26 protein-coding genes are annotated in these 23,830 nt (G+C 61.0%); 17 read left to right on the top strand and 9 right to left on the bottom strand.

Annotated elements, in window-relative coordinates; all coding sequences use genetic code 11:
• Positions 1–14 precede the first annotated feature (14 nt).
• The 3 genes from der (at position 15) to ACR0JC_RS04685 (ending at position 3,240) form a co-directional block, all read left to right on the top strand.
• Complete coding sequence (der, locus tag ACR0JC_RS04695; protein ID WP_170338506.1) at positions 15–1,469, top strand: ribosome biogenesis GTPase Der; 1,455 nt, start codon at positions 15–17, stop codon at positions 1,467–1,469.
• Positions 1,470–1,632: 163 nt separating this feature from the next.
• On the top strand, positions 1,633–2,619 hold the full coding sequence (locus tag ACR0JC_RS04690; RefSeq protein WP_170338508.1) for a fatty acid desaturase: 987 nt from the start codon (positions 1,633–1,635) through the stop codon (positions 2,617–2,619).
• A gap of 90 nt (positions 2,620–2,709) precedes the next feature.
• Positions 2,710–3,240, top strand: a complete 531-nt coding sequence (locus tag ACR0JC_RS04685) for a helix-hairpin-helix domain-containing protein (protein WP_170338510.1) — start codon at positions 2,710–2,712, stop codon at positions 3,238–3,240.
• 57 nt (positions 3,241–3,297) lie between these two features.
• Here the strand turns inward: ACR0JC_RS04685 and serS are convergent, their stop codons facing one another.
• A complete protein-coding gene (gene serS, locus ACR0JC_RS04680) occupies positions 3,298–4,590 on the bottom strand; it encodes a serine--tRNA ligase (RefSeq protein ID WP_480763349.1) in 1,293 nt (430 codons plus the stop codon).
• An 85-nt stretch (positions 4,591–4,675) separates the two neighbouring features.
• On the bottom strand, positions 4,676–6,337 hold the full coding sequence (locus ACR0JC_RS04675; protein ID WP_480763347.1) for a mechanosensitive ion channel family protein: 1,662 nt from the start codon (positions 6,335–6,337) through the stop codon (positions 4,676–4,678).
• Between the two features lie 203 nt (positions 6,338–6,540).
• Between ACR0JC_RS04675 and yajC the strand changes: the two genes are divergently transcribed.
• The 10 genes from yajC (at position 6,541) to ACR0JC_RS04625 (ending at position 13,476) form a co-directional block, all read left to right on the top strand.
• On the top strand, positions 6,541–6,828 hold the full coding sequence (gene yajC, locus ACR0JC_RS04670) for a preprotein translocase subunit YajC (RefSeq protein ID WP_093962445.1): 288 nt from the start codon (positions 6,541–6,543) through the stop codon (positions 6,826–6,828).
• A 33-nt stretch (positions 6,829–6,861) separates the two neighbouring features.
• Positions 6,862–8,523, top strand: coding sequence for a protein translocase subunit SecD (gene secD, locus ACR0JC_RS04665; RefSeq protein WP_170338516.1), 1,662 nt, complete (start codon positions 6,862–6,864; stop codon positions 8,521–8,523).
• 1 nt (position 8,524) lies between these two features.
• Positions 8,525–9,493, top strand: a complete 969-nt coding sequence (secF, locus tag ACR0JC_RS04660; RefSeq protein ID WP_170358702.1) for a protein translocase subunit SecF — start codon at positions 8,525–8,527, stop codon at positions 9,491–9,493.
• A complete protein-coding gene (locus tag ACR0JC_RS04655; protein WP_170338013.1) occupies positions 9,486–10,232 on the top strand; it encodes a sulfite exporter TauE/SafE family protein in 747 nt (248 codons plus the stop codon). The genes secF and ACR0JC_RS04655 overlap by 8 nt, the downstream gene beginning before the upstream one ends.
• A gap of 8 nt (positions 10,233–10,240) precedes the next feature.
• The gene (locus ACR0JC_RS04650; RefSeq protein ID WP_170338015.1) at positions 10,241–10,594 is read left to right on the top strand and encodes an Mth938-like domain-containing protein; all 354 of its coding nucleotides are present in this window, start codon (positions 10,241–10,243) and stop codon (positions 10,592–10,594) included.
• Positions 10,595–10,688: 94 nt separating this feature from the next.
• Entirely contained in the window at positions 10,689–11,303 is a 615-nt protein-coding gene (ccmA, locus tag ACR0JC_RS04645; RefSeq protein WP_170338521.1) for a heme ABC exporter ATP-binding protein CcmA, read from the top strand.
• The gene (gene ccmB / locus ACR0JC_RS04640; RefSeq protein ID WP_093962439.1) at positions 11,300–11,956 is read left to right on the top strand and encodes a heme exporter protein CcmB; all 657 of its coding nucleotides are present in this window, start codon (positions 11,300–11,302) and stop codon (positions 11,954–11,956) included. Before ccmA ends, ccmB begins: the two co-directional genes overlap by 4 nt.
• 59 nt (positions 11,957–12,015) lie before the next feature.
• Complete coding sequence (locus ACR0JC_RS04635) at positions 12,016–12,789, top strand: heme ABC transporter permease (protein WP_005982368.1); 774 nt, start codon at positions 12,016–12,018, stop codon at positions 12,787–12,789.
• A complete protein-coding gene (ccmD, locus tag ACR0JC_RS04630) occupies positions 12,786–12,944 on the top strand; it encodes a heme exporter protein CcmD (RefSeq protein ID WP_170338523.1) in 159 nt (52 codons plus the stop codon). Before ACR0JC_RS04635 ends, ccmD begins: the two co-directional genes overlap by 4 nt.
• On the top strand, positions 12,937–13,476 hold the full coding sequence (locus ACR0JC_RS04625) for a DsbE family thiol:disulfide interchange protein (RefSeq protein WP_170338525.1): 540 nt from the start codon (positions 12,937–12,939) through the stop codon (positions 13,474–13,476). The genes ccmD and ACR0JC_RS04625 overlap by 8 nt, the downstream gene beginning before the upstream one ends.
• 8 nt (positions 13,477–13,484) lie before the next feature.
• Here the strand turns inward: ACR0JC_RS04625 and ACR0JC_RS04620 are convergent, their stop codons facing one another.
• Together ACR0JC_RS04620 and acnA are read right to left on the bottom strand one after the other, a co-directional pair.
• Complete coding sequence (locus ACR0JC_RS04620) at positions 13,485–14,186, bottom strand: SDR family NAD(P)-dependent oxidoreductase (RefSeq protein WP_170338527.1); 702 nt, start codon at positions 14,184–14,186, stop codon at positions 13,485–13,487.
• 110 nt (positions 14,187–14,296) lie between these two features.
• Positions 14,297–16,987, bottom strand: a complete 2,691-nt coding sequence (gene acnA, locus ACR0JC_RS04615; RefSeq protein WP_170338529.1) for an aconitate hydratase AcnA — start codon at positions 16,985–16,987, stop codon at positions 14,297–14,299.
• A gap of 226 nt (positions 16,988–17,213) precedes the next feature.
• Here acnA and ACR0JC_RS04610 point away from each other — a divergent pair, with 226 nt between their 5' ends.
• Positions 17,214–17,915 (top strand): DUF1223 domain-containing protein, encoded by a 702-nt coding sequence (locus ACR0JC_RS04610; RefSeq protein WP_170338531.1) that lies wholly within the window; start codon positions 17,214–17,216, stop codon positions 17,913–17,915.
• Between the two features lie 8 nt (positions 17,916–17,923).
• Here ACR0JC_RS04610 and ACR0JC_RS04605 read toward each other — a convergent pair whose 3' ends face one another.
• From ACR0JC_RS04605 to purB, 5 genes are all read right to left on the bottom strand, one after another.
• On the bottom strand, positions 17,924–18,847 hold the full coding sequence (locus ACR0JC_RS04605; RefSeq protein ID WP_170338026.1) for a lysophospholipid acyltransferase family protein: 924 nt from the start codon (positions 18,845–18,847) through the stop codon (positions 17,924–17,926).
• 118 nt (positions 18,848–18,965) lie between these two features.
• A complete protein-coding gene (locus tag ACR0JC_RS04600; RefSeq protein WP_170338534.1) occupies positions 18,966–20,066 on the bottom strand; it encodes a flagellar motor switch protein FliG in 1,101 nt (366 codons plus the stop codon).
• A 66-nt stretch (positions 20,067–20,132) separates the two neighbouring features.
• Positions 20,133–20,672 carry a tetratricopeptide repeat protein gene (locus tag ACR0JC_RS04595; RefSeq protein ID WP_170338029.1) on the bottom strand — a complete coding sequence of 180 codons (540 nt, stop codon included), beginning with the start codon at positions 20,670–20,672 and terminating at the stop codon, positions 20,133–20,135.
• Positions 20,673–20,773: 101 nt separating this feature from the next.
• Positions 20,774–20,926 (bottom strand): adenylosuccinate lyase, encoded by a 153-nt coding sequence (locus tag ACR0JC_RS04590; RefSeq protein ID WP_141138470.1) that lies wholly within the window; start codon positions 20,924–20,926, stop codon positions 20,774–20,776.
• 127 nt (positions 20,927–21,053) lie between these two features.
• Positions 21,054–22,358 (bottom strand): adenylosuccinate lyase, encoded by a 1,305-nt coding sequence (purB, locus tag ACR0JC_RS04585; protein WP_170338031.1) that lies wholly within the window; start codon positions 22,356–22,358, stop codon positions 21,054–21,056.
• An 87-nt stretch (positions 22,359–22,445) separates the two neighbouring features.
• On the opposite strand from purB, the gene ACR0JC_RS04580 reads away from it, so the two are divergent.
• The 3 genes from ACR0JC_RS04580 to ACR0JC_RS04570 all read left to right on the top strand — a co-directional run bounded on the left by ACR0JC_RS04580 (position 22,446) and on the right by ACR0JC_RS04570 (position 23,814).
• Positions 22,446–22,778 carry a hypothetical protein gene (locus ACR0JC_RS04580; protein WP_170338537.1) on the top strand — a complete coding sequence of 111 codons (333 nt, stop codon included), beginning with the start codon at positions 22,446–22,448 and terminating at the stop codon, positions 22,776–22,778.
• 111 nt (positions 22,779–22,889) lie between these two features.
• The gene (locus tag ACR0JC_RS04575) at positions 22,890–23,444 is read left to right on the top strand and encodes a hypothetical protein (protein ID WP_244952358.1); all 555 of its coding nucleotides are present in this window, start codon (positions 22,890–22,892) and stop codon (positions 23,442–23,444) included.
• 10 nt (positions 23,445–23,454) lie between these two features.
• Entirely contained in the window at positions 23,455–23,814 is a 360-nt protein-coding gene (locus ACR0JC_RS04570) for a hypothetical protein (RefSeq protein ID WP_170338034.1), read from the top strand.
• The last annotated feature ends 16 nt before the right edge of the window (positions 23,815–23,830 follow it).

Raw genomic sequence — 23,830 nt, 5'->3', positions numbered from 1 at the left:
GAAAGTTGAGTATCATGTCTTTGACCCTCGCCATCGTGGGGCGCCCCAATGTGGGCAAATCCACCCTGTTCAATCGCCTTGTGGGCAAGCGCCTTGCGCTGGTGGACGACCAGCCCGGCGTTACCCGCGATCTGCGTGAGGGCGAAGGGCGGCTGGGTGACCTGCGCTTTACCGTGATCGACACGGCCGGGCTGGAGGATGCCACCGACGACAGCCTGCAGGGCCGGATGCGGCGCCTGACCGAGCGTGCCGTAGACATGGCCGATGTCTGCCTGTTCATGATCGACGCCCGTGTGGGCCTGACCCCGACCGACGAGATGTTTGCCGAGATTCTGCGCAAGCGCTCCAAGCATGTGATCCTGGCGGCCAACAAGGCCGAGGGGGCGGCGGCGGATGCCGGTGTTCTCGAGGCCTACAACCTGGGTCTGGGCGAGCCGATCCGTCTGTCGGGCGAGCATGGCGAAGGCATGACCGACCTTTACGCGGCGTTGATGCCTTTGGCCGACGCCATGGCAGAAAAGCAGCCAGAGGACGTTCCGCAAACGGATATCGATCTGGACGAGGATGGGGAAACCGAGGGCGAAACCCCTGCAATTACGCCGGACAAGCCGTTGCAGGTGGCCGTTGTTGGGCGTCCGAATGCGGGCAAGTCCACACTGATCAACAAGATCCTGGGTGAAGATCGTCTTCTGACCGGTCCCGAGGCCGGCATTACCCGTGACGCCATCAGTCTGAAGTTGGACTGGGGTGGCACCCCCATGCGCATCTTTGACACCGCCGGTATGCGCAAGAAGGCCAAGGTACAGGAAAAGCTCGAGAAACTCTCGGTGTCGGACGGCCTGCGCGCCGTCAAGTTCGCCGAAGTCGTGGTTGTCCTGCTGGATGCGGCGATCCCGTTCGAGCAGCAGGACCTGCGCATTGCCGATCTGGCCGAGCGTGAAGGACGTGCCGTGGTGATCGCGGTGAACAAGTGGGATGTCGAGGATAACAAGCAGGAGAAGTTGCGCGAGCTCAAAACCTCGTTCGAACGCCTGCTTCCCCAACTGCGCGGCGCGCCTCTTGTGACCGTGTCGGCCAAGACGGGCAGGGGGTTGGAGCGGCTGCGTGATGCGATCCTGCGCGCCCACGATGTGTGGAACCGTCGGGTTCCCACCGCGGCCTTGAACCGCTGGCTGACCGCCATGTTGGAGCAGCACCCACCGCCAGCCCCCCAGGGGCGCAGGATCAAGCTGCGCTATATGACTCAGGCAAAGACGCGCCCGCCGGGTTTTGTCGTCATGTGCTCGCACCCGGACAAGATGCCGGAAAGCTACTCGCGGTATCTGGTCAACGGTCTGCGCGAGGATTTCGACATGCCCGGAACCCCGATCCGGCTGACGCTGCGCGGCCAGGGGGACAAGAACCCCTACAAGGGGCGCCGCAAGAAAAATGCGGGTGCGCTGGCCAAACATCTCAAGGGCAAGGCGTAACTGCGCCAATTTTCAGCATTTTCGGGCTTGGGGCGTGACAGCCCCCAAGCATCGCGCTAGCATTCGCATGCGTGCATTCATTTCGCGCGCGGTTTGCGCGTGCCTGTGACGTGCAAAATTTCGCAAGGACTATTGAACCGGACCATCGTGGGGAGCGGGCTGGATGGACCTGAGAGAATATACGAGACAGTACGCGGTGCAGGACAACCGGCTGGCCGCGCTCAGCTATTTCGGGACGTTCGTGGTGTATTTCGCATCGCTGACGCTGGCGATCGTCTATGTGGATCAGTGGTTCATCATGATCCCGGCCGGGATCGTGTTCGCCTTTTCGGCAGTGCGTCTCTATGTTCTTCAGCATGATTGCGGTCATCATTCGCTGTTCGAAACCCGACGGCAGAATGAATGGGCTGGCCACGTGCTGTCGCCGTTCACCTTCGCTCCTTTCGAAGTGATGAAACAGAACCACAATCTGCATCACGCAGGCATCGGCAATCTCGAACATCGGGAGACCGGTGAAATCAACACGATGACCTTGCGGGAATGGAATGAAGCGGATTGGAAAACCCGTCTGTTCTACAGGCTTTACCGCAATCCCTTCATCTTGGTGCCGGTCGGGGCCCTGTTCACGTATTTCATCCGCTATCGCTGGCCCAAAAACACGGTGCGGTTCGGTGTCCGCGGGGTCGTGCTGCACAACCTGTCCATCGTGGTTTTCCTAGGTTTGTTGTATTGGGTTGCTGGCATGACAGGCGTACTCGTCTGGCTGGCCTTTTCGTTTCTCGGCGGAATGCTGGGTGTGTTTCTGGTGTATCTTCAGCACAACTTCGAGGACACCTACTGGGATCGCCGCCCGGATCTGGACCCGCAACTGGCGGCGCTTCAGGGTTCGTCAGCGCTGGATTTCGGATGGTGGTTCGACAATGCGGTCGCCTGCATCACGCTGCATGACATCCACCATTTCAATGCGCGCATTCCGTCCTACCGGCTGCGCGCCTGTCACTACAACTTGCCACCCGAATACACACCCCGCCGGATCAAATTTCCCGAGGCGGTGGCCGCGCTGAACCTGAAGCTGTGGGATGAAGATGCCAAGCGGCTGGTTCCCTTTCCGCGACAGGGTGAAACCGGTGAGCTGGCACGGGGCAGTTAAAGGCGGTTCTCCAAAGGTTGTGCAGACCGAGGCCTTGTCTTGCCGCCTACCGGACGTAGTTTTTAAGTTGGATCGTTTAGGAGTTTTGGAATGACAGCGGTGACCAAGATTCGCGGCATCGGAGAAGCACTTGGCCGCGCTCTCAACGACAATGGCTTCAAGACGGCCGAGGACCTGGCTAGGGCCAAGCCGGCTGTGCTGGTCGCCGTTCCCGGTATCGGAGCGCGCCGGGCGCCCGGATTGATCGCCGCCGCCAAACAGGCCACCTCCGGCGCTGCACTCGTGGCCAAGACCCGACCACCGAAGGCCCCAACGCGCCAGACGGCGCAATCTCGGACCTCAGCTGCTGCGCGCAAGGCCGACGCAGAGGCCAAGGTGGCAGCCGAGAAAGCCGAAGCAGAGGCCAAGGCCCGGAAGAAGGCCAAGGCCAAAGCCAAGGCCGAAAAGGCAGCAAAGAAAAAGAAAGAGATGGAAGCGGCGATCTCGAAGGCGAAGGAAAAGATAAAATCCAAGGCCAAGTCGAAAAAAGACAAGAAGTCCAAGAAGGCAAAAGAGAAGGCCGACGGTAAGTCCAAGAAAGACAAAAAGGACAAGAAGGCCAAGAAAAAGGCAAAGAATTAGTCACTTCCTTGCCTTGATCTGAAGCAATGCGGTCGCGGCTGGGGTGACCGCCAAAGGTTACGCCAGCGTGCCGTCAGCCTGCAGGGTCAGCTTGCCGCCAAGATACGGCGAAAGAACCTCGGGCAAGGTCACGGTGCCATCGGCGTTCTGGCCGTTTTCCAGAACCGCAATCAAACAGCGACCTACAGCCAGGCCCGATCCGTTCAGCGTGTGCACGAATTCAGGTTTGCCCCCACCTTCAGGCCGGAAGCGCGCATTCATGCGACGGGCCTGGAAATCTCCGCAGGTCGAAACCGAGCTGATCTCGCGATAGGTGTTCTGGCCGGGCAGCCAGGCCTCGATGTCGAAGGTCCGGCGCGCGCCAAACCCCATGTCGCCGGTGCACAAGACGACGGTACGATAAGGAATGCCCAGCTTTTCCAGGATGCCTTCGGCACAGCGCAGCATGCGCTGCTGTTCGTCGTCCGATTTGTCGGGATGCGTGACCGAAACCATTTCGACCTTTTCGAACTGGTGCTGGCGCAGCATGCCGCGCGTGTCCTTGCCGGCCGAGCCCGCCTCGGAGCGGAAGCACAGCGAATGTGCCGTGTAGCGGCGCGGCAGATAGCTTTCCTCGATGACGCAATTGTTGACGATGTTGGTCAGCGACACCTCGGAGGTCGGGATCAGCCACCACCCCTCGCGGGTTTGGTAGCTGTCTTCGCCGAACTTCGGCAGCTGGCCGGTGCCCTGCATCATCTCGGAGAGCACCAGAACCGGGCCGTTCACTTCGGTCAGACCGTTCTCGTTGGTATGCGTATCCAGCATGAACTGCGCGAGCGCCCGGTGAATGCGCGCCACACCGCCCGACAGCAGCACGAAACGAGATCCTGCCAGCTTGGCCGCGGTTTCGAAATCCATGCCGTTCTGAACCGAGGCGATCTCGAAGTGTTCTTTCGGTTCAAAGTCATAGTCCCGCGGCGTGCCCCAGCGTTTGACTTCGACATTGTCATTCTCGTCTTTGCCGTCGGGTACGTCCTCGGCCGGCAAGTTCGGGATGCGAACCAACTGGTCAGTCAGAAGGGCGTCGATATCCTTGGCCTCGGTCTGCATACGGGCGATTTCGGCTTTTTTCTCGGCCACAAGTCCCCGGAGACGCTGGAACTCGGCTTCGTCGCCGCGCGCCTTGGCTGCGCCGACTTCCTTGCTGGCCGTGTTCTGTTCGGCCTGCGCCGTTTCGGCTGCCAGGATCTTGGCCCGACGGCTTTCATCCAGGCGCAGCAGGTCTGACGATACCGGAGCTTCCCCCCGGCGCGCGAGCGCGGCGTCGAAAGCTGCTGGGTTTTCGCGAATTGCGCGGATGTCGTGCATAGGTCAGATCCTTGGCAAGTGAATCACTAGGGCCGCTTATGCACCATCTGACGGGCAGGGTGTAGCACCGGGTTGGAAAATCGGCCTAGTTGTCCGTGTCTTCAACCGCTTCATGTGCCAGTCGACCGTCCCATGGATGGTTCGGGATCTTCGGCTCGGGAGGGTCGGCAACGTAAGATGGCGTCATGATCTGAACGCCGTTCTCGTTGAACACCTCCACGATGTTGCGGTGCAGGTCGGACTTGATCCGCGGGATCGAGTTGCCACGGGTCGTGTAGGCGTTGATCTGGTAGTTGATCGCGTAATCGGCCAGCGCGGTCCACAGGACAAATGGCTCGGGGCGGGCGCGAAGGCCATCGGTACGGCGGGCTGCCTCGATCAGCATGGCTTCGACCTTTTCGGGGGGCTCTTCATAGCCGATCCCGACCGTCGTGTGCAAAAGCAGGCCCTTGCCGTCGGTCTGCTTGGAAAAATTGACCACGTCCGAGTTCATCAATTGGGCGTTGGGAATCGAGATCAGCTCGTTCTTGATGGACTTCAGGTGGGTTTCCATAAGTTTGATCTGCACGACATCACCGATGTGGTCACCGATCTGGATGCGGTCACCGATCGACGTCGACCGGCGATAGATTACGAACAGTCCAGCCAGCATGTTGCTGACAACCGAGTTCGCGCCCAGCGAGAGCATTGCACCAACCAGGATGGTCAGCCCCTGAAAGGCCGCCGAGTCCGAGCCCGGGATGTACGGAACCGCAAAGACAAGGGCGATCAGGATCACCACGACACGCGCGATGTTGAACGTGGGATTGACCCAATGTTTCTCGAAATCGCCCATGTCGAAAGTGCCGGCCTCGACCGCGTCGAAGAACACCCGCATGCCCTTGATGATGTACATCGTCACCCAAGCGATCAACGCCAGCATGATCATGTTCGGGATGTAGCTGAGAATACCCCGGAAAATCAGCAGAACCGGTTCGGTCAGGTAGGTCAGTAGCAGCTGCGCAAAGTACCGCGACTCGGCAAATGCCAGCAGGACGAACGACAGATAGTAATAGAAACCCAGAAAGAAGATGATCAGCAGGCCAAAATTCAGCCCGTATCGGATCAGTGCGGCAATCGCCTCGGCCTGTACACTTTTCGCGGTGGCTTCCTCCACGTCCCTAAGGTATCGCCGGACAAAGATCAGCGTGCGTCGCCGAATGCGCCTGTGCAGCCACAGGATCACCAGGACGAAGACGATGAACCCCAACGTCCACGCCGCCGCTTCGATCGCACCGGACACACGTGCCTCGTCCGTGCGGTTTGCCCGGTAAGCCATGATCGCGTCCCGGATGGCGTCGCCATGCAAGACCGTCAGGACGCTCAGTTCCATTTGCTCCAGCTCGGCATCGGCCTCGGTGACGATGGTGACCATCTGACCGTCCGCCAGAATGCGGGTGCCTATCTCGGTGTCCTGATAGGTGATGTCGACATCCGTGGCATCCGAGGATTCGGCGACCTTGATGATCGCGTCCTGAATGTTCTCGGCCCTTTCCGGCGCGGGCAGGGCGCTGGAGCCTCGAATGTGGAACAAGGTGTCGCCGTCAACGATGACCGGAGCCATGAAGGTCTCGGCGGCGGCGCTGTCGGCTTCGGGTCCGTCCTGCGGGGCATCCTGCGCCATGACAGGCACCGAAAAGGCCCAAGCCGCAAACAGCATGGACAGCAAAACACCCAATGGAAATGGGGCCTTGACGATACTCCGCATGGGTCCTCCCTGACTTTGACTATACCCAAAGCCCCGCACCATCCTAGTGGATATCTGCGGCGTAATTCATCATCTTCGGGGATCGTGACACTGTTGCACGGCATGCCAAGTCGGCCATCGCTTGCAAAGGTTGATTTCAAGGCATAGTTTCCCGGCAAATTCGCGGTGCTCACTCCGCGACCTCAAGAAAAAAGGAATGTCCCATGGAAGGTGGCGCAATCGCCCAGTTTCTCCCGCTCATCCTGATCTTCGCGATCATGTACTTCCTGCTGATCCGTCCGCAGCAGAAGAAGATGAAGGAACATCAGGCCATGGTCGAGGCAGTGCGCCGCGGCGATCAGGTCGTCACTCAGGGTGGCCTCATCGGCAAAGTGTCGAAGGTCAAGGAAGGCGAAAACGAGATCGAGGTCGAGATCGCGGACGGCGTCCGGGTTCGTGTGGTCAAGTCGACCATCGCTCAGGTGCTGAACAAGACCGAACCGGCGAAGTAACTTCGCGTCGCAACTTCCTGAAAAGGCAGGGTAATGCTGCAAATTGATACCTGGAAACGGGTCCTGATCTGGCTGGTCTGCGTGGTTGGCCTGCTGATGGCCCTGCCGAACGCGTTTTACACGCGGGTCGAACAATCGAACGACGCCAAGGCCGCCATCGAACTGGGCATCGACACGCCCGAGATGCAGGCGCAAGCGGGGCAATGGCCCGATTGGCTGCCGTCGTCATTGGTCAACCTGGGGCTTGATCTTCGCGGTGGGGCGCATCTGTTGGCCGAAGTTCAGGTTGGCGATGTCTACGAGACGCGGATGGAGGCCATGTGGCCCGAAGTTCGTGATGCCCTGCGGGACGAACGGGCGACGGTCGGAACCATCCGCCGTCAACCCTCGGCCCCGGATGAGATTCGCGTTCGCATCAGCCAGCCGGACGGGATGCCAAGCGCTCTGGAAGCGGTGCGCGGGCTGGCCCGTCAGGTGCAGACGCTGACCGGCGTCGGTGCCACGGATATCGAAGTCAGCGCCGACGGCGACACCCTGATCGTCAAGCTGTCCGAGGCGGAAAAACTGGCCTCGGATGATCGCACGGTGCGTCAGGCTCTGGAAATCGTGCGCCGCCGGATCGACGAGGTTGGCACTCGTGAGCCGACCATCCAGCGTCAAGGCACCGACCGGATCCTGATTCAGGTGCCCGGGATCGGCAGTGCCAGCGAGTTGAAGGACATCATCGGTACCACGGCGCAACTGACCTTCAATCCGGTCGTGGCCCGCGGCACCGATCCGGACGTCGTGCCCGGCGTCGGTGAAGAGGTCGTGCCGTCGATCGACGAAAACGGCGTGTACTACACCATCGAATCCGCACCCGTCGTGACGGGCGAGGAATTGGTCGACGCACAGCCTTCATTCGATCAGAACGGACGCCCGGCGGTCAGCTTCCGGTTCAACACATCCGGCGCCCGCAAATTCGGCGATTACACCCGTGACAATATCGGTGCTCCGTTTGCGATCGTGCTGGATGACGAGGTGATCTCGGCTCCGGTGATCCAAAGCCATATCCCCGGCGGTTCCGGCATCATCACCGGCAACTTCACCGTCGAAGAAAGCACGAACCTTGCTGTTCTGCTGCGTGCAGGCGCGCTGCCGGCGGGACTTGAGTTCCTCGAAGAACGTACGATCGGCCCCGAACTGGGCCAGGACAGCATCGACGCGGGTAAGGTCGCCACCACAGTCGCTTTTGCAGCGGTCTTGATCTTCATGGCGCTCAGCTATGGTCTTTTCGGCATCTTCGCCAACATCGCTTTGCTTATTAACGTCGGGCTGATCTTTGGGCTGTTGTCACTGATTGGCGCGACACTGACGTTGCCGGGCATTGCCGGGATCGTGTTGACGGTCGGTATGGCGGTGGATGCCAATGTGCTGATCTTCGAACGTATTCGAGAAGAGCTGAAATCGGCCAAAGGCCCCGCTCGGGCAATCGACCTGGGCTATGAAAAGGCCCTGTCGGCCATTCTGGATGCCAACATCACGACCTTCATCACCGCCGTTATCCTGTTCGCCATCGGCAGTGGCCCGGTTCGCGGCTTTGCCATCACGCTTGGCCTGGGCATTTTGACGTCGGTCTTCACCGCGATCTTCGTGACGCGACTGATGATCATCATGTGGTTCGAACGGCGCCGCCCGAAAACGATCGAGGTTTGACATGAGACTGAAACTCGTACCCGAAAACACCTCGTTCGATTTCTTCAGCCGCTGGAAGGTCTGGCTGGGCATTTCGGGCCTGATGATGGTCATCGCATTCGCTTCGTTCATGCTCCAAGGTTTGAACTTCGGGATCGACTTCCGGGGCGGTACCACGATCCGGACCCAGAGCACGCAGGAATTGGATGTCGGTGTTTACCGCGACGCCATTGCGCCGCTGGGCCTCGGGGATGTCACCATCACCGAAATCTTCGACCCGACATTCGGGCCTGATGAGAACGTGGCCATGATCCGCATTCAAGCGCAGGACGGTGCCGAATCTGTCACGGCCGAAACCATCGCGGCAGTCGAAGGCGCCTTGCAGGCTGTAATCCCAGATATCCAGTTCGTTTCGGTGGAATCCGTGGGCCCGAAAGTATCGGGCGAGCTGATCCAAACAGCCGTGATTGCTGTGGTTCTGGCGATCGGAGCGGTGCTGGTCTACATCTGGCTGCGGTTCGAATGGCAGTTCGCGCTGGGGGCGGTCGCCGCGCTGGTGCATGACGTGTTGCTGACGATCGGTATTTTTTCCGAGCTGCAGATCCGCTTCGACCTCGCGATTATCGCCGCGCTTCTGACAATCGTCGGTTACTCGCTGAACGATACCGTGGTCGTATTCGACCGGGTGCGTGAGAACCTGCGTAAATACAAGAAGAAGGACCTGAAAGAGGTGCTGAACCTCTCGATCAATGAAACGCTCAGCCGAACCGTCATGACCTCGGTCACCACGTTGCTGGCGCTTGTCTCGCTGTATGTGCTCGGCGGTGACGTGATCCGCGGGTTCGTCTTCGCGATGATCTGGGGCGTGATCGTAGGGACCTATTCGTCGGTTTTCGTGGCCTCGACCATCCTGCTGTGGCTGGGGGTCAAACGCGATTGGTCCAAGCCATCGAACACGGCCGGCAACCAGTTTGCCAATATTGATGCCTGATGTGTTCGGCCAATCCCCAACGGGATTGGCCGTCATCATTTTTGCAGCCCTCGCGGGTGGAATCGTTCGAGGGTTTTCCGGGTTCGGCACCGCGCTGATCTTTCTGCCGCTGTCGACGCCTTATCTTGGTCCGTTCGGGGCTTTGATCGCGTTGACCTGCATGGATGTCTTCGGGCCACTTCCCAATCTGCGCCGCGCCTGGGTTGATGTCGACAAACGCGATCTCGTGCGACTTGTCGTCGGGTGTGCACTTTTGCTGCCGGTCGGACTGTCGATATTGACCCGAGTCCAGCCTGAGGTTTTTCGCTACGCCGTCAGCCTCGTGACCCTGTTCATGCTGGTCGTGCTGATTTCGGGGCTGCGGTACAACGGCGAAGTCCGGCGCAACATGGTAACTGCCATCGGCGCTGCGGCCGGCTTTTTGGGGGGCGTTGCAGGCATCCCGGGTCCGGCGGTAATCCTGTTCTACATGTCTCGCCCGTTGCCTGTGGCAGTTGTTCGGGCCACGATCCTGCTGTTCCTTCTGGCCTTTGATTTTCTGATCTTCGGATATCTCGCTGCGTTCGGGCAATTGACCTGGTCAACGGTTGGGTTGGGGCTGGCGCTTGCCGTTCCGAATCTGGCAGGAAATTGGCTGGGCGGCTGGATGTTTCAGCCTGCCAGGGAACGGGTCTACCGCGTGATCGCGTATGCAGTCATCGCTGCTGCGGCCTTGTCGGGCTTGCCGCTTTGGGGATAGAAGATCACATGCGTCTGAACGAGATCACATATACCAACGCAGTTCCGATTGATGGCTATGGGCCGGGATTTTTTCGGATAGGCGGCGAGGTTCACGAAGGCAGTGTTCTGACAGGCCCCGGAGGGACCGGACCTTGGGGCGGTTTTGCGGACAGCGAGAGCCTTCTAGGGCTGGCCAATCAGGTTGACGTTCTGTTCATCGGCACCGGCGCTGATCTTTCTCACATACCATCTGATTTGCGGTCGACCCTCGAAGAGGCCGGCATCGGGGTCGAGATCATGAACTCGCCCGCCGCCTGCCGCACCTACAACGTGCTTTTGTCCGAGGGGCGCCGCATCGCTCTGGCCCTGTTGCCGGTCTGACCGCTTCATCTGGCCCCTCACATCCCGCCCCGCCAAAAGGCCCTGCGGCAAATCCGTCCTTTTTCCCCCGCAACCAATCGGATAAGCGGGTCTCATGACACTGACCGTGACCGACCTTGCCATCGCCCGAGGGGGTGTGCCCGTGCTCGAAGGCCTCAGTTTCGCGCTGCCCCCGGGCAAGGCGCTGATCCTGCGCGGCCCGAACGGGATCGGCAAGACCACCCTTCTGCGCACGCTGGCCGGTCTGCAACCGCCGCTCTCGGGCCGGATCGAGGGGGCCGAAGACCGGATCGCCTATGCCGCCCATTCCGACGGGCTGAAACCCACCCTGACCGTGACCGAGAACCTGACCTTCTGGGCCTCGGTCTTTGGCACGCGTGACACACAGCCGGCGCTGGAGGCCTTCGCCCTGAACGAACTGGCCGATCGTCACGCAGGCAACCTGTCGGCGGGCCAGAAACGCCGGCTGGGTCTGGCCCGAATGCTGGTGACCGGCCGCCCGATCTGGATGCTGGACGAACCCACCGTGTCACTGGACACGACCGCCGTGGCAATGTTCGCCGATGCAGTGCGGACGCATCTGGGGCAGGGCGGCTCGGCCCTGATTGCCACCCATATCGACCTGGGCCTTGATGGTGAGGTCCTGGATGTCGGCCTCAACAAGGCGCGCCCCAAGGCGCTGGATGACTTCGACGGAGGCTTTCTGTGATCGCCCTGCTGTTGCGCGACCTGAAACTGTCCTTCCGCGCGGGCGGAGGGTTCGGCCTCGGGCTGGCCTTCTTCCTGATCGTCACCGTTCTGGTGCCGTTTTCGGTGGGTCCGCAATCCTCGCTGTTGGCGACAATCGCGCCGGGGGTGCTGTGGCTGGGCGCATTGCTGGCCTGCCTGCTGTCGCTGGATCGCCTGCTGGCACTGGATTGGGAGGACGGGTCGCTCGATCTGCTGGCCACCGCGCCGCTGCCGTTGGAATCGGTGGTCACGATCAAGGCGCTGGCGCATTGGATCACCACCGGCCTGCCGCTGGTGCTGGCCGCGCCGGTGCTGGGTGTGCTGCTGAACCTGCCCGGCCCCGGTTTCGGCTGGTTGGTCGTCTCGCTGCTGATCGGCACGCCCGCGCTCAGCGTGATCGGCACTTTCGGCGCAGCCCTGACCGTTGGGCTCAAACGCGGAGGCCTGCTGCTGTCGCTGCTGGTGCTGCCGCTTTACGTGCCCACGCTGATCTTCGGGGCCGAGGTCGCGCGCCGTGGTGCCACCGGGATGGAGGTCCAGACCCCGCTGCTGATGCTGGCCGGGATCACCGCCGCCACGGTCGCCCTTCTGCCTTTTGCCAGCGCGGCGGTGCTGCGCATCAACCTCAGATGATTGGGGCACGTTGACCGATGTCAATTGAGAACGCCCCCGACTCGGACTAGATAAGGCCCATGTCGATAGCAGCCAAAGCCAACGCCCTGTGGGAATACGCCAACCCGCGCAAGTTCCTCGCCACCAGCGAGCGGGTCCTGCCGTTCTTCTGGATCAGCTCGGCCCTGTTTCTGGTCGTCGGGCTGGTGTGGGGGTTCTTCTTCACGCCGGATGACTACAAGCAGGGGTCGACCGTCAAGATCATCTATCTACACGTGCCATCGGCGCTGATGGCCATCAATTGCTGGCTGATGATGCTGGTCACCTCGCTGGTCTGGCTGGTGCGCCGGCACCATGTCAGTGCCCTTGCCGCACGCGCCGCAGCGCCGATCGGCATCGTGATGACCCTGATCGCGCTGGCCACCGGCGCCATTTGGGGGCAGCCGATGTGGGGCACCTGGTGGGCCTGGGATCCGCGCCTGACCTCGTTCCTGATCCTGTTCCTGTTCTATCTGGGCTACATCGCCCTGTGGGAGGCGATCGAAGACCCCGACACGGCGGCGGACCTGACCTCGGTCCTGTGCATCGTGGGCTCGGTCTTTGCCATTCTCAGCCGCTATGCGGTGAATTTCTGGAACCAAGGCCTGCATCAGGGCGCATCGGTGATGCGCGCAGGTGCGATCACCGGCACGGACACCACCGAGAAGGTCAGCAACGTGTTCTTCTACCCGCTGCTGACCTGCATCATCGGCTTCGTGCTGCTGTTCATCGCGCTAGTCCTGTACCGAACCGGCACCGAAATCCGCGCGCGGCGCATCAAGGCGCTGCTGGCACGGGAAAGGGTAAACGGATGATGCCTGATCTGGGAAAATACGCCGAAACGGTTCTGTCCTCCTACGCGGCCTCGATCGCCCTGCTGGTGGCGCTGGTGGTTTTCAGCATCCTGCGTGGCCGCAAGGTCCGGGCCGAGATGGAAAAGATCGAACAGAGGATGTCGCGCAATGGCTAAGATCTCGCCGTTGATGATTGCTCCGCCGCTGATCTTCGGTGCCTTCGCCGTGCTGGCGGCCATCGGCATGTTCCGCGAAGACCCCAACGCGCTGCCCTCGGCCCGCGAAGGCCAGCCCGCGCCGCCCGTTGTCCTGGCCGAGTTTCCAGGCAAACAGGGGTTCGACGACGCAACCCTGCGCGACGGCCAGGTCAAGCTGGTGAACTATTGGGCCAGCTGGTGTGCTCCCTGCCGCGCCGAGCATCCGAACCTCGAGAAACTGGCGCAGGAAGGTATTCCGGTCTACGGCATCAACTACAAAGACAAACTGGCCAACGCCGACGCTTTCCTTAGCGAACTGGGTGATCCTTATGCCGCCATCGGGCGCGATGAAAATGGCCGCATGGGATTGGATTGGGGCGTCTACGGCGTGCCCGAGACCTATGTGATCGATGGTGACGGCACGATCATCCTGCGGTTTGCCGGTCCGATCACCCAGCGCGTGATCGAGAGCACTATCCGACCCGCATTGGAAAAAGCCGCGGCGCAGTAACGCCGGGGTTAAAGGCGATACCCGCCAGAGACGGTCAGCACCTCTCCGGTGATGAAGGACGCGTCTTCGGATGCGAGAAAGCGAACTGCGCGCGCTATGTCCTCGGGTATCCCAACACGCCCCAGCGCCGTGTTCTGAACGAATAGGTCGGTCAGATCGTCGGGTCTTGGGGCTTCGGGGATGTTGATCGCTCCGGGTGCCACCGCGTTGACGCGAATGCCGTCTGGGCCAAGTTCTTTCGCCATGGCGCGGGTCCACAGGTTCAGCGCGGCCTTGCTGGCCCCATAGGTAGCGGCGTCGCGTGGCGGGAGTTCGGCGTTGACTGACGAGATACTGACGATCGACGCTCCCCGCTGCAGGTGAGGCAACGCGGCGGCCAGCAGCGCGGCCGGTACCAGCAGGTTGAGATCAAGAATAGCCCTGTGGTCCTTTTGGCTGAAGCTGTCCTTCGGCGTGGCCTGAACCAACCCGGCATTGTTGATGATCACATCCAGCCGGCCGAACCTGTCGATGACGCGGCGCACCACGTCTTCGGGCTGACCTTCTTGCGTGAGATCGCTTTGCAGGGTCAGGGCCGGTCGGTCATCGGGCAAGGGCTGCGGTTCGGTCTTGTGCCACGTCAGGGCGAGGCGATGATCCACGGCCAGATCAACCGCGATGGCCCGGCCAATTCCGCGAGCACCACCAGTTATCAAGGCAACTTTTTCCATGCCCCCAGCAGACCGCTTATCTGCACGGAACACAACGCGATAGTGGCCAGACCTGAATCGAAAAAGGGCGCCCGTTCGGGGCGCCCTTGCGTTCTTGGCTTTGTGCCGGCTTAGCTGGCCTTGGCCAGGTTCCGCAGCACATAGTGCAGCACGCCGCCGTTTTCGATGTATTCGATCTCGGGCGCGGTATCGATGCGGCACTTGAGCGTAATGGTCTTCTCGGTCCCGTCTGCGTAGGTGATGGTGCAGGGCACCTCTTGCAGCGGCTGGATCGTGTCCAGACCGTGGATCGAGAAGGTCTCGTCGCCTTTCAAGCCCAGCGTCTTGCGGTTGTCGCCCGCGGTGAACTCGAACGGGATGACGCCCATGCCCACCAGGTTCGAGCGGTGGATACGCTCGAAGCTTTCTGCGATCACGGCTTTGACGCCCAGCAGCGCGGTGCCCTTGGCCGCCCAGTCCCGCGAGGAACCGGCGCCGTACTGTTCGCCACCGATCACGACCAGCGGAGTGCCTTCTGCCTGATAGGCCATCGATGCGTCATAGATCGAGGTCTGCTGACCATCCGGGCCTTTGGTGTAACCACCCTCGACGCCGTCCAGCATCTCGTTCTTGATGCGGATGTTGGCGAAGGTGCCGCGCATCATGACCTCGTGGTTGCCACGGCGCGATCCGTACGAGTTGAACTCGCGCGGTTGCACCTGGCGCTCCAGCAGGTATTTGCCCGCGGGGCTGGTGGTTGCAAACGAACCAGCCGGCGAGATGTGGTCGGTGGTGACCATGTCGCCCAGAATGGCCAGAACCTTGGCGCCTTCGATGTTCGAGATGGTGCCCGGCTGTGCCCCCATACCCTGGAAGTAGGGCGGGTTCTGGATGTAGGTCGACGTCGGCGGCCAGTCATAGGTCTCGGCATCGGTGGTTTCGACCGATTGCCATTTCTCGTCGCCCTTGAAGACATCGGCGTATTTCGACTGGAATGCCTCGCGGGTTACGGTTGCCTCGACCAGTTCGGCGATCTCTTTCTGGGTCGGCCAGATGTCCTTCATGTAGACGTCGTTGCCGTCCTTGTCCTGACCGATCGGTTCCGAGGTCAGGTCGATGTCCAGCGTACCGGCCAGCGCATAGACCACCACCAGCGGCGGCGAAGCCAGGTAGTTGGCGCGCACGTCCGGCGAGATCCGGCCTTCGAAGTTGCGGTTGCCCGACAGGACCGAGGTCGCCACAAGGTCGCCCTCGGCGATGGCTTCCGAGATCTCTTTCTGGATCGGGCCCGAGTTGCCGATGCAGGTGGTGCAGCCGTAACCAACGAGGTTGAAGCCGACCTTGTCCAGATCTTCCTGCAGGCCAGCGGCCTCAAGATATGCGGATACGACCTGCGATCCTGGGGCCAGCGAGGTTTTCACCCACGGTTTGCGGTCCAGGCCCAAAGCCGCCGCCTTGCGTGCGACAAGGCCCGCACCGATCATCACATAGGGGTTCGAGGTGTTGGTGCACGACGTAATCGAAGCGATCACGACTTTGCCCGATTCCATGGTGTAGTCTTCGCCTTTGACCGGCACTTCCTTGCCCATCGGGCGCTTGAAAGTGTTTTCCATCTCCTGGCGGAAGGCGGCCTTGGCGTTGGTCAGCGGCACATAATCCTGCGGACGCTTGGGGCCCGAGATCGCGGGAACGATCGTGCTCATGTCCAGGGACAACGTGTCGGTGTAGACCGGAGCATAGTCCGCCCCACGCCAGAATCCGTTTTCCTTGGCATAGGCTTCGACCAGCGCGATGCGGTCCTCGTCACGGCCGGTGTTGCGCAGGTAGCGCAGGGTTTCGTTGTCGATCGGGAAGAAACCGCAGGTCGCGCCGTATTCCGGCGCCATGTTGGCGATGGTTGCGCGGTCGGCCAGCGGCAGACGGTCCAGGCCTTCGCCGTAGAATTCAACGAACTTGCCCACCACGCCCTTGGCGCGCAGCATCTCGACGACCTTCAGAACCAGGTCGGTTCCGGTGGTGCCTTCGACCATCTCGCCGGTCAGTTCGAACCCGATTACTTCGGGGATCAGCATCGAGATCGGCTGACCCAGCATCGCGGCCTCGGCCTCGATCCCGCCAACGCCCCAGCCCAGAACGGCCATGCCGTTGACCATGGTGGTGTGGCTGTCGGTGCCGACCAGCGTGTCGGGATATGCGACTTCTTCGCCGTTCTGGTCGGTGTCGGTCCAGACGGTCTGGGCCAGGTATTCCAGGTTCACCTGGTGGCAGATGCCGGTGCCCGGCGGTACCACGCGGAAGTTGTTGAACGCGCTCTGGCCCCATTTCAGGAACTGGTAGCGCTCCATGTTGCGCTCATATTCGCGGTCCACGTTCATCTGGAAGGCGCGCGGGTTGCCGAACTCGTCGATCATGACCGAGTGGTCGATGACCAGGTCAACGGGGTTCAGCGGGTTGATCTTCTGGGCGTCGCCCCCCAGCGCCTTGATGCCGTCGCGCATCGCGGCCAAGTCGACAACGGCCGGAACGCCGGTGAAGTCCTGCATCAGCACGCGGGCAGGGCGGTAAGCGATCTCGCGCGGGTTCTTCCCGTTGTTGGCACCCCATTCGGCAAAGGCCTTGATGTCATCGACCGAGACCGAGAAACCGCCGTCCTCGAACCGCAGCATGTTTTCCAGCACCACTTTCAGCGCGGCGGGAAGCTTGGAGAAATCGCCCAAGCCGGCCTCTTGCGCGGCGGGGATGGAGTAATACGAGATGGACTTGCCATTCACGCTCAGGCTGCGGCGTGTCTTGGCGGTATCCTGTCCGACTTTGATGGGCATCTGTGGCCTCCCTCTCAAATGACGTGGAATTGGGATTCGCTGAGCGGTATCTGCATCACCATGGCCTGCGGTTCAAGGTCCAACAGGGCGGGTGCGGCAATTTTTGTATACCATTGCACACATTTTTGCGGATTGCCGCCGAAACCTGTCTCAAGAAACCTTGATTGGCGCTTGATCCGGTGGCGGAGTACACCGGTGCTTGCAGGCCCCTCAAACCGAGAGTGAAATGAATAGATCAGCCCTGACCACAGTTCTTGCGTCCGTATTCCTGTCGGCGTCTTCGGCCTGGGCGGACAGTCCGGTGGTGGTCGAATTGTTTACCTCGCAGGGGTGTTCGTCCTGTCCGCCGGCAGATGCGATCATGCACGATCTCGCCATGCGCGACGACGTGATCGGCTTGGCGCTGCACGTGGACTATTGGGACTACATCGGTTGGAAGGACGAGTATGCCGATCCGGCGCATACGGACCGTCAACGAGCGTATGCGCGGCGCGGCGGCCGTTCGATGATCTATACCCCTCAGATGGTGATCAACGGACAGCAGGATGTCGTTGGCGCTAAATCCCGTGACTTGAACCGTTTGATCGACGCGCATTTGACCGCTGCGCCCACCGCGTCGGTTTCGGCGCAGAGGTCCGGGAACATGGTAACGGTCCGCGTTGCTCCGGTCGATCTCGCCGCTGCGAAAAACTATGACGTGGTGGTCGTGCAATACACGCCCTTGCGCCACGCGTCGATTCGACGGGGCGAGCTGGCCGGACACGATCTGGACTACGCGAATGTCGTTGAGGAATGGCACGAAGCGGGCCGATGGAACGGGTCGGCTGAACAGGATTTTCAGATCGAACTGTCTTCGGACCTGCCCGCGGTGGTTCTGATTCAGGGCACCGGCAGTGGCCCGATCATCGCCTCAACAAGGGTGAAGTAGAGGGCGGCTCAGGGCATGTCCTGAGGCTGCACACCCAGCCCATTCCAGGCTTTCCACCGTCGGTGAATCCAGAACCATTGGCCCATGTGTTTCCGCACCATGCCTTCGAGGTCATCGTTGATGAATTGGGTCATGGTCTTGGGGTCCGTATGCGGCACCGGATCATGCAAAACGATCTCGAAATCGATACCGTTGGCTTGGCGCACCGCGTAACAAGGAATGAGAACGGCATCGTATTTCATCGCCAATTCCGCGTTCAAAACCGACGTGACTGCGGGTTTGCCAAAAAACGTCAATTCTTCACCGCCATGGGCGTGCAGGTCCGATACGATGGCGATGATGCCGCCCTTTTTCAGGGACCGAACCATTTCCACCATGCCGCGCCGACCTTGTTCGAACATCGGCTCGCCGGTTTTGTGGAAGGCGTCGACATACATCTCGTTGAAATACGGATTGGCCATGCGGCGGTACAGGCAGCCAATCGGCTTGCCGCTGCGCGCCTGCAAAGCGATCCGCGCAGCAAGGTAGTGGCCGAAATGTGCGGTGATCATCATCACCGGCCGACCTTCGGCCACCGCTTGTTCAAATGCGGCGATTCCTGAACCTGATACTTTTGCGTTCTTCTGCCGTTCAGTGAAATCCTCGGGCGAGAAGTGTTCCATGATCGCGCGGCCTGCGTTGTCGGGCACCGCACGGCAAATGCGTTTGACTTCGGCTTCAGGCAGGTCAGGGCAGGTCAGTTTCAGGTTGCTTCGCACACGTTTGGTGAACCCAACCGCCGGGGCCAACCCGCGCACGATCGCCCCCATCGTCGCAATGCGCCGTTCATAGGGCAAAAGGCGCATTGCGCCGATCATGCCTTTCAGGAACAGGTTGGCGACATAGTATTGACCAAGCTCAAAGCGGCTTAGTTCCGACTTTTCGACGGGCATCGGGGGATCTCACCGGGTGTTGTGAATTGCGGATTCAGACATACAGCCGGCGCGCAACAACCACAAGCATTGTCCCGAGCCCTGGTTCTACGGCATCCGAGCCAGCGGCGGGCAGCCCTTAGTCCTCGTTGCCATCGGCGTCCGCTTCGACCAAGGTGATTGTGCCTGCGTCCACGAGTGTGCGGATCGCACCGACAATCTGGGTCATGGCCTCCTCTGCTTCGGCCTGCTTGACCTTGCCGCGTTCAGCAATTTCCTCGCGCAGGTTGTCGGCCATCCGTGCGGATATGTTGGACAGCAGATGGTCGACCGAGGCCTTGTCATCCTCGGTTCTTGCGCCAGCCAGAGCGGCTATCAGAATTGGCTGATCGACTTCGCGCAGGATGGCAGGCACATCCCGTGCAGCGATGCGCGTTGCGATGTGGGCAAAGGTGAAGATGGACTTTCGAACAGCGCTGGCGAACTCAGAATCCTCCTCATCGAGCGCGTCCAGAAGCCCGTCACGCGTGGATGGGGGGGATTGGTTCAAGATCGCCCCGACGCGCGTGTCGGGTGAATCGGTGAAGGCCGGAACTGGGCGTTGATCCAATAGCGCGGCCAGTGACCAGCCGATCCGCTCCACCGCCTCGGGCGTCACGTTGGCGGTTTTTGACACGGCATAGGTTATCCGTCTGGCCACCGGCCCGGGCAATTGCGCCAACAACTGTGCTGCTTTCGCCGTATCAAGCTTGGATAGCATGACGGCTGCAACTTCGGTGCTTTCGGCCTGAGCCATACGCGCAAGGTCTTCGGCAGGGGTGTCACGCAGGCGCAGCCATGGATCGCCGACCTGGCGCACACCCGCGACCTTGCGCAGCCGGGCGGCGGTCGCCGGGGCAATCTTGCCATTTACTGCGTCAAGCGCCCCAGCCAAGCCGTGCGGGAAGGCAAGTCCGACGCTGTCCAGCGCATCTGCGAATTCTTGCGCGACCGCAGCGAGGGTTACACGGTCAACCAGCCCCATCCGGCCCAGTTGGAGGGTCAGCCGTTCCTGCAGTTCGTCGGGCAACTCCTCCAACGGAAGATCGGCCCCCTCGTTCAACAGCAGGCGTACGATGATGGCGGCCTTCTGACCGGGCGTGAGTTGGCGAGGTATGACGCGAGGGGCGTCATCCGTCTGTTTCTCGGCCGGAGCAGAATTGCCCGGCGCGGTCTGTACCAAAGCATGTGAATCTTGCATCTGCCTGCGGTGTCAATTTTTGTTCCGCAGGCAGACTAGCGAGAGTCGAGTAAAGAAAGACTGAACCTAGTAGCTGTAAGTCAGCCCCGTGCGGATCGCCTCGCGCAGAGACGCTTCGGCCCAGGTGCCTTCGCCTCCGCGTGCCTTGATCTCGCGCCATTGCGCGATGGCCAGTTCGGTTTTCCCTTCGGTGACATATCCCTGACCCATGTAGCTGCGGGCCAGAATGTTGTCAGGATTGGTTTTGATTGCGCGTTGGTAATAGGTGTTGGCCAGCTCGGCTTCGCCCATTTTGCGGTAGGTGAAGCCCCAATACGTCAAAACGCGATCATCGTCTTGATCCATGACCCGCAACACGTTCTGCGCATTTTCGAACTGGCCGTCATAAGCAAGCTCGCGCACGGCCTGATACAATTGCTCTTCGCTGAAATTGGTCTTGTTCGGTTTGACGCACCGGCCGGCTGCTTCGTCATAGACGCGGCCGAATAGGCATTTCTTGGTGGTATTCGTCGGTTTTGGGGGGCTGCTGTCACCGCCGGCGGCACTGACCGCGGGGGCAAAGGCAAAGGTCTGAAGGGCTAGTGCCGTGGCCATCAAAAGGCGCATTGTCCTACTCCGTTCCAAGGGCTGCTCGCAAGAAGCATAGTGCGTTCTTCAAAAAAGCTAACAGCCAATGGCTCGCTTTTATTCACAAGTAGGACAAGAAATCAGCTGCTGGCGTTTTTCACGCAGCTTTCCGAGGCCGAATCCCAAGTCGTACCGGGCGCACAGGATTGCGATTGCTTGCTGTGGCCTTGGCATGCGAAAGCGGACGAGGCGGACAGGGCAAGGGCCAGTGCGCAGAGGGTCGTGCGGATCATGGTGGGCTCTCCTTGAACGGAAATTGCCCACTCAGCATAGCCGATTTCGGACGCTTCCGCAAAAGACAGGGGCCCGGATCACGCTGTGCGACCCGGGCCCGGGCAAAAGCCGTTCCTGCGTCGAGGGTTACTCGCCGAACACCCGCTCGAAGATCGTGTCGACATGTTTGGTGTGATAACCAAGGTCGAATTTTTCTTCGATCTCTTCCTTGCTCAACGCTGCGGTCACGTCCGGATCGGCCAGCAGTTCGGTTTTGAAGTCCTTGCCTTCTTCCCAGACCTTCATCGCGTTGCGCTGCACCAGGCGATAGGCGTCCTCGCGGCTGACGCCGGCTTGAGTCAGGGCCAGCAGCACGCGCTGGCTCATGACCAGACCGCGGAACTTGTTCATGTTGGCCAGCATGTTGTCCGGATAGACCACCAGCTTGTCGATCACGCCGGTCAGGCGCGACAGGGCGAAATCCAGGGTCACGGTGGCGTCGGGGCCGATGTTGCGCTCGACCGAGCTGTGGCTGATGTCGCGCTCGTGCCACAGGGCCACGTTTTCCATCGCCGGGATCACGGTCATGCGCACCAGCCGGGCCAGGCCGGTCAGGTTTTCGGTCAGCACCGGGTTGCGCTTGTGCGGCATCGCCGACGAGCCCTTCTGGCCTTTGGAAAAGAACTCCTCGGCCTCCAGAACCTCGGTGCGCTGCATGTGGCGGATTTCGATGGCGATGTTCTCGATGCTGCTGGCGATCACGCCCAGTGTGGCAAAGAAGGCCGCGTGGCGATCGCGCGGGATGACCTGCGTGCTGATCGGCTCGGGCACCAGGCCCAGCTTTTCGCAGACATGCTCTTCGACGCGGGGGTCGATATTGGCGAAGGTGCCGACCGCGCCGCTGATGGCGCCGGTGGCGATCTCGGCGCGGGCGTCGCGCATCCGCGACAGGTTGCGGTCCATCTCGGCGTAGAAGCGCGCGAAGGTCAGGCCCATGGTGGTGGGTTCGGCATGAATGCCGTGGCTGCGGCCGATGCGGACAGTGTCCTTGTGCTCGTAGGCGCGGCGCTTGAGCGCGGCCAGCAAGCCTTCGAGATCGGCGATCAGGATGTCGGCGGCGCGGGTCAGTTGCACGTTGAAGCAGGTATCCAGCACGTCCGAGCTGGTCATGCCCTGGTGGACAAAGCGGGCCTCATCGCTGCCGACATGCTCGGCCAGATGGGTCAGAAAGGCGATGACGTCATGCTTGGTCACGGCCTCGATCTCGTCGATGCGGGCCACGTCGAATTCCACGTCCTTGGCCTTCCAGACGGCCTCGGCGTTTTCGCGCGGGATGACGCCCAGATCGGCCATCGCGTCGCAGGCATGGGCCTCGATCTCGTACCAGATGCGGAACTTGGTCTCGGGCGACCAGACGGCAACCATTTCGGGGCGGGAATAGCGGGGAATCATGGGCGGCGGCACCTTTTTCGGTTGGCAATGGGTGTTGGCGCGGGTGATAGACTCGCCGGACCGTTGGGACAAGGCAGGAGACGCGGGATGAGACGGTTTGCCCTGATTTTGTTGGTTTGGCCCGGAATTCTGGCGGCCGACACGTTCCTACCGCTGACGGGCGCGCAGATTCTTGACGCTCTGTCGGGCCGGACGCTGGCTTATGACAACGGAGCCACACAGGTCTTCGAGCCGTCTATGGCCACGCAGTATTTCTCGGGTCGACCCAGCTCGGGGCGCTGGGCGGTGCGGGATGACAGATACTGTTCGATCTGGCCACCGTCTGACTTTTGGGCCTGTTACGATGTTCAGTCGGACGGTACGCGGATCCGATTTGTGGGAGAGGCCGGCGATGCGACAGTCGGCGTATTTGCAGACTAGGCGGCAATACAGGTCAGGCGGGCCCCTGAGCAAAACTCTTTAAAAACTGGACAAGCGCGGGTTGCATCGCTCATCCTTGGGACGATGACACCAACAAATAGAGATATCAGCTTGTTTAAGAAAAACCTTTTTGCCATCGGCGCGGCTTTTTGGGTCGGCATGACGGGTGCGGGGCTGAGCGATACGCCGGTCACCTACACCGAAGGGGGGCGTGCGCTGTTTCAGTTCGATGTCCCGGATTTCTGGATGCTGCGCACGGGCGGCCCACGCGATCTTGAGGATACACAACTGGGCGATACCCGGTCCGTAAGCCGGGTGATGGCTGCGCGCCCGGTCACAGATGACTCGGTCTGGATCGGGTTCGTTTCGCCGTTCGGCGTTGCCAGCATCGAGGACGGGGTCCGTTACTTGCAGGATGTCGACAAGTTTCTGGTGAAAAACCCAGAGGTGACAAGTGATGCGAACATGCGCATCGGCGGTTTGCCGGCCCGGGTCATTCGCGGCACCGGCACCCGTGACGGGCGCGGGATCAACTTCACCGCGACGGTGATCGACCTGCCGCGAAACCGTGTTGCGGTTGTGGTGACCATCCTGCGCGACGGTGCAGATCCTGGCTATGTCGAGGATCTGAATGCCATCTTCGCGTCATTCCGGTCAGTGCAGTGAGGGCGTGAAAATGGCAGGAACCTTTTTGAAGCGATCCGTCATCGTTCTGGGGCTTGGGGCCGGGGGTTTCACCCTCTCGGGCTGTGAAGGCGTCACGGTCGGTGTAGGATACGGATATGACCCGTTCTATGACTCGATGCTGTGGAACGACTATTACCGCAACGTGAATGTCGACATTGACGTGGACCGCCCACCGCCGCCGGGTAAACCGCCAGGTGGGAAACCGCCGCCCAAACCCAAGCCGCCAATTGCGAAACCGCCCGCGCGGCCGAAACCTCCGATCGCCAAGCCGCCGGCGCGTCCTCGACCGCCCGTGGCCCGCCCACCAGCGGCACGGCCCCCGATCCACAGGCCTGCGCCTCGGCGATAGGTCGTCCGGAACCGGT

The organism is Ruegeria sp. CH5 (assembly GCF_056537025.1).
Note: the sequence above shows the minus strand (reverse complement) of the source record. Positions and strands in the feature narration are given on the sequence as shown.